At 62.6% G+C, this 16,090-nt stretch carries 20 protein-coding genes; 5 read left to right on the plus strand and 15 right to left on the minus strand.

What is annotated here, in order from left to right; genetic code table 11:
* The first annotated feature begins 28 nt into the window (after window positions 1-28).
* The 3 genes from VGP39_RS05680 (at window position 29) to VGP39_RS05690 (ending at window position 3,674) form a co-directional block, all read left to right on the plus strand.
* Window positions 29-1,171: a type III PLP-dependent enzyme gene (locus VGP39_RS05680; RefSeq protein WP_327567146.1), complete on the plus strand. Its 1,143-nt coding sequence runs from the start codon at window positions 29-31 to the stop codon at window positions 1,169-1,171.
* A 270-nt stretch (window positions 1,172-1,441) separates the two neighbouring features.
* Window positions 1,442-2,077: an N-acetyltransferase gene (locus tag VGP39_RS05685; RefSeq protein ID WP_327567130.1), complete on the plus strand. Its 636-nt coding sequence runs from the start codon at window positions 1,442-1,444 to the stop codon at window positions 2,075-2,077.
* Window positions 2,078-2,240: 163 nt separating this feature from the next.
* A complete protein-coding gene (locus VGP39_RS05690; protein WP_327567131.1) occupies window positions 2,241-3,674 on the plus strand; it encodes a homospermidine synthase in 1,434 nt (477 codons plus the stop codon).
* Between the two features lie 106 nt (window positions 3,675-3,780).
* Here the strand turns inward: VGP39_RS05690 and VGP39_RS05695 are convergent, their stop codons facing one another.
* The 4 genes from VGP39_RS05695 to VGP39_RS05710 all read right to left on the minus strand — a co-directional run bounded on the left by VGP39_RS05695 (window position 3,781) and on the right by VGP39_RS05710 (window position 6,161).
* The gene (locus VGP39_RS05695) at window positions 3,781-4,122 is read right to left on the minus strand and encodes a BrnA antitoxin family protein (RefSeq protein WP_327567132.1); all 342 of its coding nucleotides are present in this window, start codon (window positions 4,120-4,122) and stop codon (window positions 3,781-3,783) included.
* Window positions 4,109-4,375, minus strand: coding sequence for a BrnT family toxin (locus VGP39_RS05700; protein WP_327567133.1), 267 nt, complete (start codon window positions 4,373-4,375; stop codon window positions 4,109-4,111). The genes VGP39_RS05695 and VGP39_RS05700 overlap by 14 nt, the downstream gene beginning before the upstream one ends.
* Window positions 4,376-4,494: 119 nt before the next feature.
* Window positions 4,495-5,649, minus strand: a complete 1,155-nt coding sequence (locus VGP39_RS05705) for a hypothetical protein (RefSeq protein ID WP_327567134.1) — start codon at window positions 5,647-5,649, stop codon at window positions 4,495-4,497.
* A 176-nt stretch (window positions 5,650-5,825) separates the two neighbouring features.
* Window positions 5,826-6,161: a hypothetical protein gene (locus VGP39_RS05710; protein ID WP_327567135.1), complete on the minus strand. Its 336-nt coding sequence runs from the start codon at window positions 6,159-6,161 to the stop codon at window positions 5,826-5,828.
* Window positions 6,162-6,451: 290 nt separating this feature from the next.
* On the opposite strand from VGP39_RS05710, the gene VGP39_RS05715 reads away from it, so the two are divergent.
* Window positions 6,452-6,721 carry a hypothetical protein gene (locus VGP39_RS05715; RefSeq protein ID WP_327567136.1) on the plus strand — a complete coding sequence of 90 codons (270 nt, stop codon included), beginning with the start codon at window positions 6,452-6,454 and terminating at the stop codon, window positions 6,719-6,721.
* The gene (locus tag VGP39_RS05720) at window positions 6,718-7,131 is read left to right on the plus strand and encodes a hypothetical protein (RefSeq protein ID WP_327567137.1); all 414 of its coding nucleotides are present in this window, start codon (window positions 6,718-6,720) and stop codon (window positions 7,129-7,131) included. Before VGP39_RS05715 ends, VGP39_RS05720 begins: the two co-directional genes overlap by 4 nt.
* Window positions 7,132-7,624: 493 nt before the next feature.
* Here the strand turns inward: VGP39_RS05720 and VGP39_RS05730 are convergent, their stop codons facing one another.
* The 11 genes from VGP39_RS05730 to VGP39_RS05780 all read right to left on the minus strand — a co-directional run.
* Entirely contained in the window at window positions 7,625-8,644 is a 1,020-nt protein-coding gene (locus VGP39_RS05730; RefSeq protein WP_327567147.1) for a WD40 repeat domain-containing protein, read from the minus strand.
* The gene (locus VGP39_RS05735) at window positions 8,644-9,696 is read right to left on the minus strand and encodes a GTP-binding protein (RefSeq protein WP_327567138.1); all 1,053 of its coding nucleotides are present in this window, start codon (window positions 9,694-9,696) and stop codon (window positions 8,644-8,646) included. The genes VGP39_RS05730 and VGP39_RS05735 overlap by 1 nt, the downstream gene beginning before the upstream one ends.
* A 140-nt stretch (window positions 9,697-9,836) precedes the next feature.
* Window positions 9,837-10,667, minus strand: coding sequence for a metal ABC transporter substrate-binding protein (locus VGP39_RS05740; RefSeq protein ID WP_327567148.1), 831 nt, complete (start codon window positions 10,665-10,667; stop codon window positions 9,837-9,839).
* A 59-nt stretch (window positions 10,668-10,726) separates the two neighbouring features.
* On the minus strand, window positions 10,727-11,602 hold the full coding sequence (locus VGP39_RS05745; protein ID WP_327567139.1) for a metal ABC transporter permease: 876 nt from the start codon (window positions 11,600-11,602) through the stop codon (window positions 10,727-10,729).
* A complete protein-coding gene (locus VGP39_RS05750; RefSeq protein ID WP_327567140.1) occupies window positions 11,602-12,360 on the minus strand; it encodes an ABC transporter ATP-binding protein in 759 nt (252 codons plus the stop codon). Before VGP39_RS05750 ends, VGP39_RS05745 begins: the two co-directional genes overlap by 1 nt.
* Window positions 12,357-12,533: a hypothetical protein gene (locus VGP39_RS05755; protein ID WP_327567141.1), complete on the minus strand. Its 177-nt coding sequence runs from the start codon at window positions 12,531-12,533 to the stop codon at window positions 12,357-12,359. Before VGP39_RS05755 ends, VGP39_RS05750 begins: the two co-directional genes overlap by 4 nt.
* A 50-nt stretch (window positions 12,534-12,583) precedes the next feature.
* A complete protein-coding gene (locus tag VGP39_RS05760; RefSeq protein WP_327567149.1) occupies window positions 12,584-13,024 on the minus strand; it encodes a hypothetical protein in 441 nt (146 codons plus the stop codon).
* Window positions 13,025-13,077: 53 nt separating this feature from the next.
* Window positions 13,078-13,680: a permease gene (locus tag VGP39_RS05765; RefSeq protein ID WP_414644574.1), complete on the minus strand. Its 603-nt coding sequence runs from the start codon at window positions 13,678-13,680 to the stop codon at window positions 13,078-13,080.
* 2 nt (window positions 13,681-13,682) lie between these two features.
* Complete coding sequence (crcB, locus tag VGP39_RS05770; RefSeq protein ID WP_327567143.1) at window positions 13,683-14,057, minus strand: fluoride efflux transporter CrcB; 375 nt, start codon at window positions 14,055-14,057, stop codon at window positions 13,683-13,685.
* 142 nt (window positions 14,058-14,199) lie between these two features.
* Window positions 14,200-14,796 (minus strand): superoxide dismutase, encoded by a 597-nt coding sequence (locus VGP39_RS05775; protein WP_327567144.1) that lies wholly within the window; start codon window positions 14,794-14,796, stop codon window positions 14,200-14,202.
* A 91-nt stretch (window positions 14,797-14,887) separates the two neighbouring features.
* Window positions 14,888-16,090, minus strand: a 1,203-nt coding sequence (locus tag VGP39_RS05780; RefSeq protein WP_327567145.1) for an MFS transporter, incomplete at its 5' end; no start/stop codon positions are given.

Genomic DNA, 16,090 nt, shown 5'->3' on the forward strand with positions numbered 1-16,090 from the left:
CGCAAAGGCCGTTTGGGAGGTGCTACCTATGACCGACCGTATCCAGGAATTCCTGCGCAACCGCCGCATGGAAGGCAACGACACCGAGCCGTGCCTCGTGGTCGACCTCGAAGTCGTGCGCGACAATTTTCAGACCTTTGCGAAGGCGTTGCCGGATAGCCGCGTGTTCTACGCGGTGAAGGCAAACCCGGCGCCGGAGGTGCTGTCGCTGCTGGCCTCGATGGGCTCGTGCTTCGACTGCGCTGGCGTGGCCGAGATCCAGATGGCGCTGGCCGCGGGTGCCACCCCCGACCGCGTCTCCTATGGCAACACCATCAAGAAAGAGCGGGATATCGCGCGCGCGTTCGCGCTCGGCATCCGGCTGTTCGCGGTCGATTGCTCGGCCGAGGTCGAGAAGATCGCCCGCGCCGCCCCCGGCGCGAAGGTGTTCTGCCGCATTCTCTATGACTGCGCCGGCGCCGAGTGGCCGCTGTCGCGAAAGTTCGGCTGCGATCCGGAGATGGCGGTCGACGTGCTCGACCTCGCCAAGCGTCTCGGTCTCGAGCCATGCGGCATCTCGTTCCATGTAGGTTCCCAGCAGCGCAAGGTGAAGGCGTGGGACCGCGCGCTGGCGATGGCGTCGAGCGTGTTCCGCGACTGCGCGGAGCGCGGCATCAACCTCACCATGGTCAACATGGGCGGCGGGTTCCCGACGCGGTACCTGAAGGATGTTCCTCCGGTCGTGCAGTACGGCCGGTCGATCTTCCGCGCGCTGCGCAGGCATTTCGGCAACCAGATCCCGGAGACCATCATCGAGCCGGGCCGCGGCATGGTCGGCAACGCCGGCATCATCGAGACCGAAGTCGTTCTGATCTCGAAGAAGAGCGACGAGGACGATGCGCGCTGGGTGTACCTGGACATCGGCAAGTTCGGCGGTCTCGCCGAGACCATGGACGAGTCGATCCGTTATGCGATCAAAACCCCGCATGACGGCGCGGAGATGGCCCCGTGCATTCTCGCCGGGCCGACCTGCGATTCGGCCGACGTCTTGTACGAGAAGGCGCCGTACCCGCTGCCGGTCACGCTGGAGATCGGCGACAAGCTGCTGATCGAGGGCACCGGGGCGTATACCTCGACCTACTCGTCGGTCGCCTTCAACGGCATCCCGCCGCTGAAGACGTACCACATCTGAATCTCCGAGGACCCTCACCCGGCACGCCGCTGACGCGGCGTGCCGACCTCTCCCTTGCAGGGAGAGGTGAGCAATGCGCGCCTTCACCTCTCCCCGGAGGGGAGAGGTCGCGAGCGAAGCGAGCGGGTGAGGGGCCGCCACCACCACGGCGTCATACGCGGGCTTGACCCGCGTATCCATCCATCTTCGAGAAGAGTCGTTGAAGAAGAATGGATTGCCGGGTCAAGCCCGGCAATGACGATTGAAAGTACGTGCAAGGACTGACGTGCCATGACTGCTTTGCGGAAGACCACCGTTGCCCTCAACTCCGAGGCCGCTCCGTTCGCGATCCGCGGCGAGTGCGCCTCGGACGTTGCTGCGCGCGAAGCGCTGCTGGATGCCTGCTTCGGCGCCAACCGCCATGCCCGCACCTGCCAGCGGCTGCGCGACGGACGCGCGCCCGCCGAAGGCCTTGCCCTGTCGGTCGTGCGCCGGGGACGGCTGGTCGGGACCGTGCGGTTGTGGCACGTCAGCGCCGGGGGCAAGCCTGCGCTGATGCTCGGCCCGATCGCGGTCGATCCGTCTTGCCGCAGGCTCGGTGTCGGCGCCGCGCTGATGAGCCATGCCCTGTCAGCCGCCAAAGCGCGCGGCCATGGCGCCGTGATCCTGCTCGGCGACGCGGCCTATTATGAGCGCTTCGGCTTCTCGGTGCTCAAGACCGGCAACCTGTCCCTGCCCGGCCCGTTCGAGCGCGAGCGGCTGCTTGGCCTCGAACTGCGCGATGGCGCGCTCGACGACGCCTGCGGGCTGATCGTGCCCACGGGGCCGATGGCCCCTGTCCACCAAAACAACCTCAACCGTCATCCTGAGGTGGCCGCGCTCTTGCGCGGCCCTCGAAGGATGGCCGCAAGCACTGCCCGCTGCTGATCCTTCGAGGCTCGCCGCTACGCGGCGAGCACCTCAGGATGACGGCAGAGAAAGTGGAAGCGCGTCACGCGCGGCTTGATTTAGCCCGTCAAGTATAGTCTTGAAGCCACGCGGCCCGCGCGGCTGGACCCCTGTTTGCCTGTCGTTTTTCGGAGATTGACGCATGACCACCCCCTCCACGCAAATCCATGCAAAGATTTCCGGCCCCATCGTGATGATCGGCTTCGGCTCGATCGGCAAAGGCACGCTGCCGCTGATCGAGCGGCATTTCGACTACGACAAGTCGCGCATGGTCATCGTCGATCCGCATGAGGACGGCGAGATCGCCAAACGGCATGGCGTGCGCTTCATCAAACAGGCGATCACCAAAGACAATTACCGCGAGGTGCTGGTGCCGCTGCTCACCGAAGGCGGCGGCCAGGGATTCTGCGTCAACCTGTCGGTGGACACCTCCTCGGTCGACATCATGTCGCTGTGCCGCGAGATCGGCGCGCTCTATATCGACACCGTGGTCGAGCCGTGGCTCGGCTTCTATTTCGACAAGAGCGCCGGCCCCGAGAAACGCTCCAACTACGCGCTGCGCGAAACCCTGCTCGCGGCAAAACACAAGAGCCCGGGCGGGCCGACCGCGGTCTCCACCTGCGGCGCCAATCCGGGCATGGTGTCGTGGTTCGTCAAGCAGGCGCTGCTCGACATCGCCCGCGATACCAACACCGAATTCAACGAGCCGAAGAGCCGCGAGGGCTGGGCCCAGCTCGCCCAAAAACTCGGCGTCAAGGGCATCCACATCGCCGAGCGCGACACCCAGCGCTCCAAGAAGCCGAAGCCGATGAACGTGTTCGTCAACACCTGGTCGGTGGAAGGTTTTGTGTCCGAGGGCATGCAGCCGGCCGAGCTCGGCTGGGGCACCCACGAAAAATGGATGCCGGACAACGGCCGCACCCACGAGCACGGCTGCGGCGCCGCGATCTATCTGCTGCAGCCCGGCGCCAACACCCGCGTGCGCTCCTGGTGCCCGACCCCGGGAGCGCAATACGGCTTCCTCGTCACCCACAACGAGTCGATCTCGATCGCGGATTATTTCACCGTGCGCGACGGCCAGAACGTGATCTATCGCCCGACCTGCCATTACGCCTATCACCCGGCCAACGACGCCGTGCTGTCGCTGCACGAGATGTTCGGCGCGACGGGGCGGATGCAGCCGAGTTGGCACATTCTGGATGAGAACGAGATCGAGGACGGCATCGACGAGCTCGGCGTGCTGATCTACGGCCACGCCAAAAACGCCTACTGGTACGGCTCGCAGCTTTCCATCGAGGAAACCCGGCAGATCGCGCCCTACCAGAACGCCACCGGCATGCAGGTGTCCTCCGCCGTGCTGGCCGGCATGGTGTGGGCGCTGGAAAACCCCAACGAAGGCATCGTCGAAGCCGACGAGATGGATTTTGGGCGCTGCCTGGAAATCCAGCGGCCGTATCTCGGCCCGGTGAAGGGGTTTTACACCGACTGGACGCCGCTGACGGATCGGCCGGGATTGTTTCCGGAGGATATCGATACGAGCGATCCCTGGCAGTTCAGGAACGTGCTGGTGCGGTGAATCCACCGTCGCCTGTAGCCCGCATGAGCGCAGCGACATGCGGGACCACCCCCTCCGCGCGACAAGAATCCCGGATATCGCTACGCTCATCCGGGCTACGAAGCTACTATCCCGCCTTGCGATGCGCTTCGTAATAGCGCCGCAAGACGGTATTGATACGCGTCTGATAACCTTTGCCTTGCGACTTGAACCAGCCAAGAACGTCGTTATCGAGCTTGATGCCGACCGCCACCTTCCGGGGATGAATAACCTCGGCGATGGCCCATTCCGCATCGGTCATGGGACGACCGTCGCGATCCTTCATGGCGATGGCGTCCGTCTGGACCGCAGTCTGCCGATCGAGACGCTTCCAGTCCGTCTTGCCCTTCAGCGGCACCAAGGTGCCATCCGCTTTCTTTTGGTAGGGCCGGCCGTCGACCAGCACGGCGCGTGGTTTAGCCTTGTTCATAGCGCCGCTGCTCCCGTTGGTTGGCTTTTCGCGCAGAAATTATCCGGAGAATCTCGCCACGTTCGGTAAAGGTGATGTGGAAGACACGTCCGTTGACTTTGGCGAGCATGTTGTAGCGAACCTCGCCGTAGTCCTTCCGGTCATCCCTGACCACCTTCCTGGCAGGATCGATAAAGCCGACCAACACATCGGCGAAATCTACCGCGGTCGGCGATATTCTTCTGCACTTGGCCGGATTCCAGTCGAACTCCATATCCAAATATAGATTTGTATAGACTTTTATCGAGCCTTTTGTCTAGATGCGACGGTGAAGCATAATCCGCCACACTGCCGGAGACGCAGCGCTACGCTTCGCTGTTGCGCCCTACGGCTCTAAATGCCTAACGTGCCCGGCGTCGGGGGTGACGCGCGCGAGGGCGGCGGCGGCGTCGGAATCTCCCGAATCTGTGGCGGTTGTGTCGAGGGCGGCGGCGCGCCCAACGCATCGAGCGCGCACCTGCTGATCCGGGCCTTGTCTGTGTCCAGGATGCAGGCGGGAAGCGTGGTGGTGCCCATCGAAAGCTTGTTATCGGTCACCGACACCGTGTAACCGAGCCTCTCGCCGGGATGAAACGCGATCCCGGACCATGATCGAATGGTGTTGTCCTTCTTCTTGTGCGTCTGCCGCACCATCTCGTCCGTGCAGGGCGCAAAGTCGGTGATGACCTCCGGCTGGCTCGCTTGTCCCGCAAAGAAGATTAGCGGGCGCATGCTGCAGCCGGTGGCTTGTTTGAGGAAGAATATGAATAGCCCGAACTGGCCGTCGCCGTTGACATTGGCGAGGTAGAAATCCTTGGCATTTTCGAAAGTCCGGAACACGCGGCCGTTCAGTTGCAGGGTCGCCTTGCCGGTCGAAAGATTGAGAAAGGTTACGATCTTCTGGTCCGCGAAGGCGCCGGCGCCGGTCGGCAGTCCGAGGTTGCCGGAACCGATAGCCTCTGCAATCATTGCCTGGTGACATTCGTCTTTTGACGTCGGTGCGAACAGACAGGGCCGTGCCTTGACATCCCGGGTCGACAGCCTTTCGTCCTTGCTGAACGCAACCCGCGCAGTGGCGCGGTCATCGCGATATGCGATAGCATACCAGGTTGTCCACGTCGGCCGGCGCTGTAGCGACAAGGTGAGCCGGTCGTTGCAGGCTCCGAAATCGGACAGCACCGCGTTCTTTCCTGCATCGGCAGGCAGGGAGATCTGGACAAACACATAAGAGCCACAGCCGGCAACGGTTTTGATATGCAGGTAAAAAAGGACTGAGGTCGCGAGCTCGGCCGTGGTGATCTGGCCGATTTGGGCTATGTCCGCCTTGGCCAGGATCTCGCGACCGTCGAGGCGGATTGAGGCCCGACGTGTCGCCTCGTCCAGAAATATCGTCAACCGATGGCCTTTGTAGAAGGACTCGCCGTTAGGTTTTCGCGGCTCGGCTGTGTTCGCCGCCAGGCACATGATCGACACCAGCACCACGGCCGCGCCGATGATGGCACGCGCCATCCACCCAACCATTGCCTGATGCCATCGAGCAACCGTCTCAGACATTTCCCGCCCTCTGCCCGCCCCGCAAGGTTTGAACAATAGGCCTTGGAAATCAAGACAATCATAGCGCGAAGGCGGCAATTCGCGCTATCGCGAATTTGCTGGAATCCCAAGCTGGTTCTAGCGACGGATGTCTATCTTTCCTTAATCGGCGCGGCGGTCTTCTCTGCCGGAGCCGGCGGCAGGGCCGGCGTGACGCCGGCCTTCTGCGCATCCGCATCCGGGCGCGCGGGCTCCGGCGGAACGGCGCCAGGCCGCGTGCCGGTCGTCGACGGCTCGGCGGGCGCGGACGGCTTGGTCTCCGCGCCCGGCGTGGACTGCAGTGGCTGCGTCGCCTGCGCCATCTGCTGGTGGCGCACGGTCAGAAGCTGGGCGCCGGAAATGCCGAACATAGCCCCGCCTGCGACCACCATCACGCTCGCGAGCAGCATATCCCTTCGATATGAGCGTTTCCTGTCCTCGGGAGTCATGGCTTCACCCTGATTTTGTTCAGGGATTCAACGGGCGGGGGAACACAAGGTTCCAAAGGTTAGAAAAGGGACTAATCCCTGGTTGGGTCGTCGGCGCAATATCGGCTACGCCGCCCAAAACTCTACCTTGCGACTGGGTTCCATCTTCCTGTATTAGGAGAACGCCAACGCTCCTTGCTATTGATGCTTCTAACGAAGCGTTCGTGAGAGCAGTGTAAGACTCTCAAAAAAAGGAGCCTGATGAGTGCGCTCGTGCGTGAAGTGCAAGCCGCGCTACGAAATAAAACTTCGTGACGGGCAAAGGCCGTCACGAAAAAAACGGCGCGAAGAAAATCCTAGCCATGACAGATGAAGAATTAAAAAAGAGAATCGGGAAGCTTGAGGCAATTAACCAAGCGCTTCTCACCAATCTTGTTGATCTCTACGGAACCCTCGTTGCGCTATGGACTCCCGGAAATCTAAGCAAAGAAGATAACGAGGAAATTTCAAAAAAATTGAAAGATACGAGCAAGTCTCTCCAGGCTGTTATGGATACTAACACCGGCAAGAAATCACAATGACCAACGATGATTTCATGCAAAAACGTCTAGCTCAGATGCTTGAGGAGGCGCGAAGAAAAGAGCGCTCTACTCCTCCCGGCGGAAGAGGAGAAGGACCACCGGAAATGCCCAACGATAGAGTTAGCAAGCTCGAAGGAGCTATGGACGGGTTGCGGCACAATCAAACTATCCTGCTTGGCGCCGTTGGGCTTGTTCTCACTGTTTTGATTGGTTTTGGTTTTTTTGGGATGAACCAACTCAATCAATTAAATGCTCGCGTCAATGAACTGCCGGCGAAAGTGGGCGCGGATATTCGCGACCTGACCAAAACTCTGTCAGAGGCGATTACTGCCTCCAAGCAGCAACCGCCTCAGATCATTTTAATGCCTACGCCCCAGATACCTCAGGCGTCCGAACCATCCAAGCAATGACGTTTTTCGCCGTGCCCGAAAGCGCTTAGCGGCCTAATCCTTGTTTCTGACCTTAATCAGTCGGCCGGTACGTCAAGCGCTTGTCCTCGATAACCTTGAGCGCTTTCGCCATCCTTCCGCACGCTAACCTAAGGCCGGAGCGATTGTAGCGGGACTGAAATTCCGTGAGATAGCGCTGCAAGTGCTGTTCGCCGCAACCGTATAGGTACGCGCATCTCGCGCTTGAACACCCAAAGAAGTTCTCGACGTTGTTCGTGGTGAAGCTCATCTTGTTCACTCGAGAGCAGCATGCATCGTGTTGGGGGATCGTCGAACGCCTTGCCGATATAGGTGTAGAGAGCTCGGAGTAGTTCGACGCGTTTCCGACCACCATGAGATCGATATCGCTGCGTGCGTATCCGTGCCCTTTGCCACCGAGCCGTATACGAACGCGGCCTTGATCTTGCCAGCGAACGGCTCAAGCGATTTTCGAAGCGGCTCCGGTCAAGGCGCCTCAAAGCTCCAGCAGTCCCGCCTCGCCATCCTCCGCCGCAAATGCCAGCATCGTGCCCTTGCCATTCCACGCCAGCGCCGACACCGGCTCGCCGCCGTTCCTGCGCACCAGGATTTCGGCGCCGTCGTTGATCCGCACCATCAGGATGGTGCCGTCGCTGTAGCCGGCCGCAAAAATGTCCTGCTTCGGGTGGCAGGCGACCTGGGTGACGCGGGCCTGCAGCGGCGCCAGCATTGCCGGCTGCTTGCCCATCGGGCCGTCCTTGCTGGCGAACGGCCACAGGATCACGGTGTCGGCGCCGGAGGTGGCAAGCGATTTGCCGCCGGCGCTCCAGGACAGCGAGCGGACGCGGCCGGGATAGCCGGTCATGCGCATGTGCCGGTTATCGGCCAGCCGCCAGCCGTGCAGCGCCGGCTCGTGCATGGAGGTGACCAGAAACTTGTTGTCGGGGCTGAACACCACGCCGAGATGCGAGCCCGCCCATTCGAGAAATTGCGCGCTGCCCGCCATGTTGGGAAACCACAGCGTGACGCCGTTGTAATGCGCGATCGCGAGCCGCGTCCCCTTCGGCGCGAACGCCAGCCCGCCGACGGTCGACGGCACTTCGAAGGGCTTTTCCTCGCCCTTGGCGCTGCGCACGGTGGCGACCTTGCCGGCCGACCATGCCACCGCGCCGTCGGGATGCAGCGCGACATTGTCGATCCAGCGCCGTTTTGGGTCGGTGGCGAGCGTCTTCAGTACGCCTTCGGCATCGAGGGACACCACCTTGCCGTCATCGCCGCCCATCACGATGCGCTCGCCATCGCAGGCCACGCACAGGACGCCGCCGCCGTGCACCGCGACGCGCGAGATGTCGCCCGCGCCGTTCACCAGCGCGACGTTCTCCTCGGCGCCGACAAAGGCCGCCTTGTCGCCGAGGAAATGCACCGCGATGACGGGCGCGCCGATCGCGACCGGCCGTACCTTGTCGGTGACCGAGACGATGGAGGCGGACTTATCGGACGGATCGAACTCTTTCATCACGTGACGATGCAGTTCTCAAACCCGTCGCGGATGGTCTGCTCGGGAAGTTCACGGCCGATGAAGACGAGACGGCTCTCGCGCGGCTCGCCGTCTTTCCAGGCGCGCTGATGATCGCCTTCCAGCATCATGTGCACGCCCTGAAACACGTAGCGATCATTGTCGCCGGTGAAGGCGAGAATGCCCTTGGAGCGCAAGATCTTCTGGCCCTCGCTGGCGACGAGCTGCTGCAGCCATGGCATGAATTTGGTGGCGTCCAGCGGTTTCTCCGAGCGCAGCGACAGCGATTGCATCTCCTCGTCGTGATAGTGCTTCAACCCGCCATGGCTATGGGCATGATCGTGATCGTGATGGTGGTCGTGATCGTGATGATGGCCATGATCGTGTCCGTCGCCCGCGTCGAGAAATTCCGGCTCGATCTCGAGGATGCGATCGAGATCGAACGCGCCGCGCTCCAGCACGTCCGACAGCGCGACCTGGCAGCGTTCGGTGCGATGCAGCTTTGCATACGGATTGATGCCGCGAATCCGCGCCTCAACCTCCGCAAGCTCCGCCTTGGAGACGAGATCGGTCTTGTTGAGCACGATGACGTCGGCGAACGCGATCTGGTTCTTGGCTTCCGGCGCGTCCTTCAAGCGGTCGCTGAGCCATTTGGCGTCCGCCACCGTCACTACCGCATCCAGCCGCGCATTCTTCTGCACGTCCTCGTCGACGAAAAACGTCTGCGCCACCGGCGCGGGGTCGGCAAGGCCGGTGGTCTCGACGATGATGGCGTCGAACTTGCCCTTGCGCTTCATCAGCCCGTCGAGAATCCGCACGAGGTCGCCGCGCACCGTGCAGCAGACGCAGCCATTGTTCATCTCGAACACTTCTTCATCCGCGCCGATGATCAAATCGTTGTCGATGCCGATCTCGCCGAATTCGTTGACGATCACGGCGTATTTCTTGCCGTGGTTTTCCGACAGGATGCGGTTGAGCAGCGTGGTCTTGCCGGCGCCGAGATAGCCGGTCAGCACGGTCACGGGAATTTTCTCAGAAGCAGGAGACGGCATTCGGTAGGCACTCCAAGCGATACGTCATCCTGAGCAGCGCGCTCTTGCGCGCGTCTCGAAGGATGAGACGGGAATCGTGGCCATCCTTCGAGACGCCCGCCTGCGGCGGGCTGCTCAGGATGACGCGGGGCGAGCGCAAGTTAATTCAGCGCACTGGTCAGGGCCCTTATATTGTGCCTGACCATGTCAATGTAAGTGGGGGCGTTGCCGTTTTCGGCCGTCAGGCTGTCGGAAACCAGCGTTCCACCGATCCTCGCGCCGGTTTCGGCCGATATCCGGCGCATCAGCCGCGGGTCGCTGATGTTTTCCAGAAAAACCGCCGGAATTTTCGCGCGCCTGATCTGCGTGATAATAGCCGCGATATCGCGTGCGCTCGGCTCGGATTCGGTGGATACGCCCTGCGGCGCGATGAAGGCGATGCCGTAGGCGGCGGCGAAATAGCCGAAGGCATCGTGGCTGGAAATCACCTTGCGCCGCGGCTCCGGGATTTGCGCCACCGCATCGCGCACCTCGCGATCCAGCGCATCGAGTTTCGCCAGATACGTGTCCGCATTGGCGCGATACGTCGGCGCACCAGCCTGATCGGCGGCGATCAACGCATCGCGGATATTGGCGACATAGATCCTGGCGTTCGCGACCGACTGCCATGCATGCGGATCGGCATCGGAGCCGAGCTTGCGCGGCGCGATGCCGTTGGTCGCCGTGACGGTCGCGGCTTTGCCGCCGGACGATTGCACCAGCCGCGGCAGCCAGCCTTCGAGGCCGAGGCCGTTGATGATGACCAGCTTTGCATCCGCGATCTTTTTCGCGTCTGTCGGCGCCGGTGTGTAGACGTGCACGTCGCTGTCGGGTCCGACCAGCGTTGTGATGTTGACCCGATCGCCGCCGACATTGTTCGCGAAATCGCCGAGAATCGAGAAACTCGCGACGACATTGATTTTTTCCTGCGCGCGCGAGGGGATGACCGTCATGACGGCCGCGGCGACCACGCAGAGTGCCGCAACACAAAAGCGCCACTGGTTCGTCGCAGTCATGCCTCCAGATGTTTACCTGGAAACATCATGCGCACCAAGCCGCTGACGTTGCCGAACAAGACCGAAAAAACGTACAGCACAGCAGCTACCAGGATGATCGCCGGTCCCGACGGCACCTTGGTCTGAAACGACAGCACCAGTCCCGCATATCCCGAAACGATCGCGCTTGCGACCGCGATGCTGATCATGCCGGTGATGTCGCGCGACCAGAACCGCGCGATGCCGGCCGGCAGGATCATCAGCCCCACCGCGAGCAACGTGCCGAGCGCGTGAAAGCCGTTGACCAGGTTGATCACGACGAGCGCGAGAAACGCCAGATGCGCGGGAGCGCCGGCGCGGCTCACGGTGCGCAAAAACACCGGATCGACGCATTCGATCACCAGCGGGCGATAGATCACCGCCAGCACGATCAGCGTGATGGTGGCGTTGAAAGCGATCACCAGCAGGGTCTGGTCGTCCATTGCCAGGATGTTGCCGAACAGCACGTGCAGCAAATCGATGTTGGTGCCCTTGATCGAGACGATGGTGACGCCCAGCGCCAGCGACACCAGATAGAACGCCGCCAGCGAGGCGTCTTCTTTCAATTCGGTGGTGCGCGCGACGACGCCCGCGAGAATCGCCACCGTAAAACCTGCGATCAATCCGCCCAATGTCATCGCCAACAGATTGAGGCCCGACAGCAGAAATCCGATCGCCGCACCCGGCAGGATCGCATGCGCCATGGCATCGCCGACCAGGCTCATCCGCCGCAGCATCAAGAACACGCCGATCGGCGCGCCGCCCAGCGCCAGCGCGATCACGCCGGCCAGCGCCCGGCGCATGAATTCGAATTCAGTGAAGGGCGCGATCAGCGCGTCGTAAATCGCCGCCATTACGCGGCCTGCGAGGGCATTGCGTCCACGGCGCAGGCGGCGGCGCTGTCGTCGAAGGCCTCGCACATCCGCCGCGCTTCGAGCAGATTCTCCGCGGTCAATACCTGCGCGGTCGCGCCCCATGCCACCGGCGTGCGCGCCAGCAGCAGGGTGTCGGGAAAATTGGCGCGCACCAGATCCATGTCATGCAGCGCCGCCAGCACCGTGCGCTTTTCGCTGTGCCAGCGCCGCACCAGCGCCAGCAGGTCGGCCGAGGTCTTGGCGTCGATGGCGTTGAACGGCTCGTCCAGCACGATCACGCGCGCGTTCTGCAGCAGCACCCGCGCGAACAGCATGCGCTGCATCTGGCCGCCCGACAGCGTGCCGATGCTGCGGTTCTCAAAACCATTAAGGCCGACCGCCGCAAGCGCCTGCGCGATTCTGTCCCGCGCACCCTTGCCCATGCCGCCGAACAGGCCGGTGCTGCGCCAAAGGCCGGTGCCGACGAAATCGAACACCGAGATTGGAAAGCTGCGGTCGATGTCCACCGTCTGCGGCAGGTAGGCGATGTCGCGCGCGTCGAGACCGCTCAAGCCGATCGAGCCCGCGAGCGGCTTGAGAATTCCGACGATGCCGCGAAACAGCGTCGACTTGCCGGCGCCGTTCGGGCCGACGATGGCGATCAACGCGCCCGGCACGATCTCGCCGCTTAGATGATGCACGGCCGGATGCCGGTCGTAGCCCAGCGTGACATCGCGGAATTGCAGGGCCATGCTCACCTCATCGCCAGCAGCACGACGGCCCACAGACCGGCGCTGACCGCCAGCGCCGCGCCAAGCCGCGAAACAAGGGTCATGCGCAGGATCGACCAGGGTGCCGCCTGCGGCGGATGCGGCGATGCCGGTCCGTGGCCATGCGCATGGCCATGGCCGTAGGAATGAGGGTCAGGCATCGCGAAATGTTATATTATAACATCACGCCTGTCCACCGCGCGCGTGGCAGCTATGGCCTCCCAATGACCATGGCGATGGCCGCCGCCAAAAACGGAAACGGCAGCGACACCGCCGCGCGGAACCAGACAAATCGTGCCGGCATAAAGGGAATTTCCCACAGGATCAGGCGCTGGAAGGCGAACAGCGCCCAGGCGACCACATAGGCGATCACCTGCGGCGCGCCGCCGCCGCTCTTCAAGGCAACCGCGCCGATCGAAAATCCGACGACCGGTCCGCCCGGCGTCGCAGCGCCTGCGATCACGGCGGCCAGTACGCCCGACCAGCCGCTGTCCGGACCGAGCCAGCCGGTGATGACCTCGGGCGGAATGATCGCGGCGATGTATCCCGAGCCGATCACACCGAGTGCGATGCGCGGCACGATATTGACGAAATCCATGGTGCCTTCGCGCGCCGACGACACCAGCACGGCTCGGCCGCGCTGCCATACCATGAAGCCCAGCGCAGCGACCGAGCCCCACAGAATGATGTCGATGATCAGCGCGCTCACGGCGCACCCTTCGGATAGATCCGGACATAAACAAAACGCCCGAGCGCGCCGGCGAGAATCGGCAGCGGCAGCGAGATCACGATGCGCCACAGCGTGAAGTCGGTCCCCATGATCGGCAATTCCCAGGCGACGGCGCGGCCGTATCCGATCAAGGTCCAGCTCACCACCATGGCGATGGTCGCGCCGAAATCGGCGCCGACGGTCAGCAGTGCGCTTGCCACCGGATAAGCGGTGAAGGGACCGCCGGGCAGGATCGCGCCGAACGCGGCGCCGATCAGCAGTCCTTTCAAACCGGATTTCGGCCCCAGTGATCTCGATACCTTCTCGTGCGGCAGGATCTCGGTGATGAACGCGCCGAGCAGGCATCCGGCCAGCACGCGCGGCAGGATGCCGCCGAACAGCGCGAGGTCATGCTTTAGAATTTCCCATACGCCGTCGGCGCCGTCGCGCCGCCAGACCAGCGCCGCGCTGATGGCGACCAGCAGCGCAATCGAGATGGTCGACCAGCCGACCGGCTTGCGGATGCGTCGCGGAGGCGGCTCGGACTCCGTAGCGTCGCCGGTATCCGGCGCCCGGTCTTTGAAGGGAGGGTCTGGCAAGTTCACGCCAGGTGCCGCACCAGCACAAGTCCAGCGAACAGGCCCGCGATCGAGAACACTACCGATCCCAGTACGTAGAACGATGCAAGGCCGATCTCGCCACGCTCATAAAGCAAGACCGCATCCAGCGAGTACGCCGAGAACGTGGTGTAGCCGCCGAGAACGCCGGTCATCAGGAACAGGCGCCATGGCTGCGACGCCTCGCCCTTGAACGCCAGATAGCCGGCGATCAGGCCCATCACGGTCGAGCCGGTGATGTTGATGATGAAGGTGTGGTATGGAAAGGCCGTTCCGAGATGGCGCGCGCTGACCGCGTTGATGATATGGCGAAGCGTCGAACCGAGACCGCCGCCGATAAAGACCAAAAGATAGTTCATCGCCTACCCGCATCGCCAGGACCGGATGGCCGGCTGCGTAGGTTTAGCCGCAAGCCTTCAATCCCTGCAAGGATCAAGCATCGACCGCACAACGGAAAAGGGCGGCAGCCGAAGCTACCGCCCTCAAATTTCCGCCTAACGATCAGGCCTTTGCGAGCAGCTGGTCGACGTATTCCCAGTTCACCAGATGATCGACAAACGCCTTCAGGTAATCCGGGCGGCGGTTGCGGTAGTCGATGTAATAGGAATGCTCCCATACGTCGACGCCGAGGATCGGCGTGGCGCCATGCACCAGGGGATTTTCGCCGTTCGGGGTCTTGGAGATTTCGAGCTTGCCGTTCTTCACCGACAGCCAGGCCCAGCCTGAGCCGAACTGGCCGACGCCGGCGGCGGCAAAATCGGTCTTGAATTTCTCCAGCCCGCCGAGGTCCTCGTCGATCTTCTTGGCGAGCTTGGCGGGGAGCTTGCTGCCACCGCCATTGGGCTTCATCCAGTTCCAGAAATGCAGATGGTTGTAGTGCTGGCCGGCGTTGTTGAAGACCGCCGGGTTCTTGCCGAACGAGCCTTTCACGATTTCCTCGAGAGACTTGCCCTCGAATTCCGTCCCCTTGATCGCGTTGTTGCCATTGGTGACGTAAGCCTGATGATGCTTATCGTGATGATATTCCAAGGTTTCCTTGGACATATGGGGCGCGAGGGCGTCGTGGGCATAGGGCAGGTCGGGAAGCGTGAAGGTCATGGGGGATGTCCGGGAATGATGGGAGACGGTGGTTTAACGGGACCCCTTATAGAAGGTTCCACGGCCGTTAAATACAGCAATGTGGCGCCGATCAAGCCGCGTTTGGCAATGCGCTGTCGATCGCTTCCCGGCGCTGCGGCGGACGGACATTCATCAGCATCTGGAAGGCGCCGGCGATCAACCCGATCAACACCGCCGCCTTCCAGGCCGCGTCGTAGCTGCCGAGCCGGTCATAGATCAGGCCGCCGCCCCATGCGCCCATGAACGATCCCGCCTGATGACTGAGGAAGGCGATCCCGGTGAGGGTCGCCATGAAGCGCAGCCCGAACAGCTGCGCCACCAGCCCGTTGACCAGCGGCACCACGCCGAGCCACAGCGTTCCCATCACCGCGGCAAACGCCATGGTCGATGCGGGCGTCGCCGGAAAGGTGAAATAAGCGGCGATCGCCAGCGAGCGCACGATGTAAATGCCCCCCAGCAGCACCTGCTTGGGATAGCGTCCGCCGAGCCAGCCGAAGGCGTAGGAGCCGATCACGTTGAACAGCCCGATGATGGCCAGCGCCGTGGCGCCCAGGGATGGATCGAGGCCGCATATCGACAGATAATTCGGCAGGTGCGTGGTGATGAACACCAGTTGCAGCCCGCAAACGAAAAACGCGATCGACATCACGACGAAGCCGGAATGGCCGAGCGCGGATTGCACGACCGTGCCGATCGACTGCTCGATATCGTCGGACGTTTCGATTTCGATGTTGTCGGCGCGGCCGGCGAAGATTGCCGCCGGCAGCATCACCGCGACCAGACCGAGAAAGCCGATCAGCGCAACCTGCCAGCCCGCCGTGGTAATGAGGGTTTGCGCGAGCGGCGAGGCGATCACAAGGCCGAGCGATCCCGCCGCCGACACGGCACCCATTGCGACGCTGCGCTTGGCCGCCGATACCGTGCGCGATGTCACCGTCATCGTCATGCTGGAAGCCGTGCAGGACAATGCGAGGCCGATGCAAAGGCCGCAGCCGATGGTGAAAACCAGCGCCGAGGTCGAAATCATCATGACCAGCAGCCCGGCGGCATAGATCAGAACCCCGGCGATCATCACGTAGCGCGCGCCAAAACGATCGGCGAGCACGCCGACCATGGGCTGCGAAACGCCCCAGACCACGTTCTGCAACGCGGTCGCCAGCGAGAAGTCTGCGGTGGTGATCGCGGTGTCGTGAAGGATCGATGGCTGAAACAGGCCAAAGCTCTGCCGCATGCCCATGGCGAGGCTTAGCAGAATGGCCGCTCCGGCCAGAAT

Source organism: Bradyrhizobium sp. (assembly GCF_036009065.1).
GTDB lineage: Bacteria > Pseudomonadota > Alphaproteobacteria > Rhizobiales > Xanthobacteraceae > Bradyrhizobium.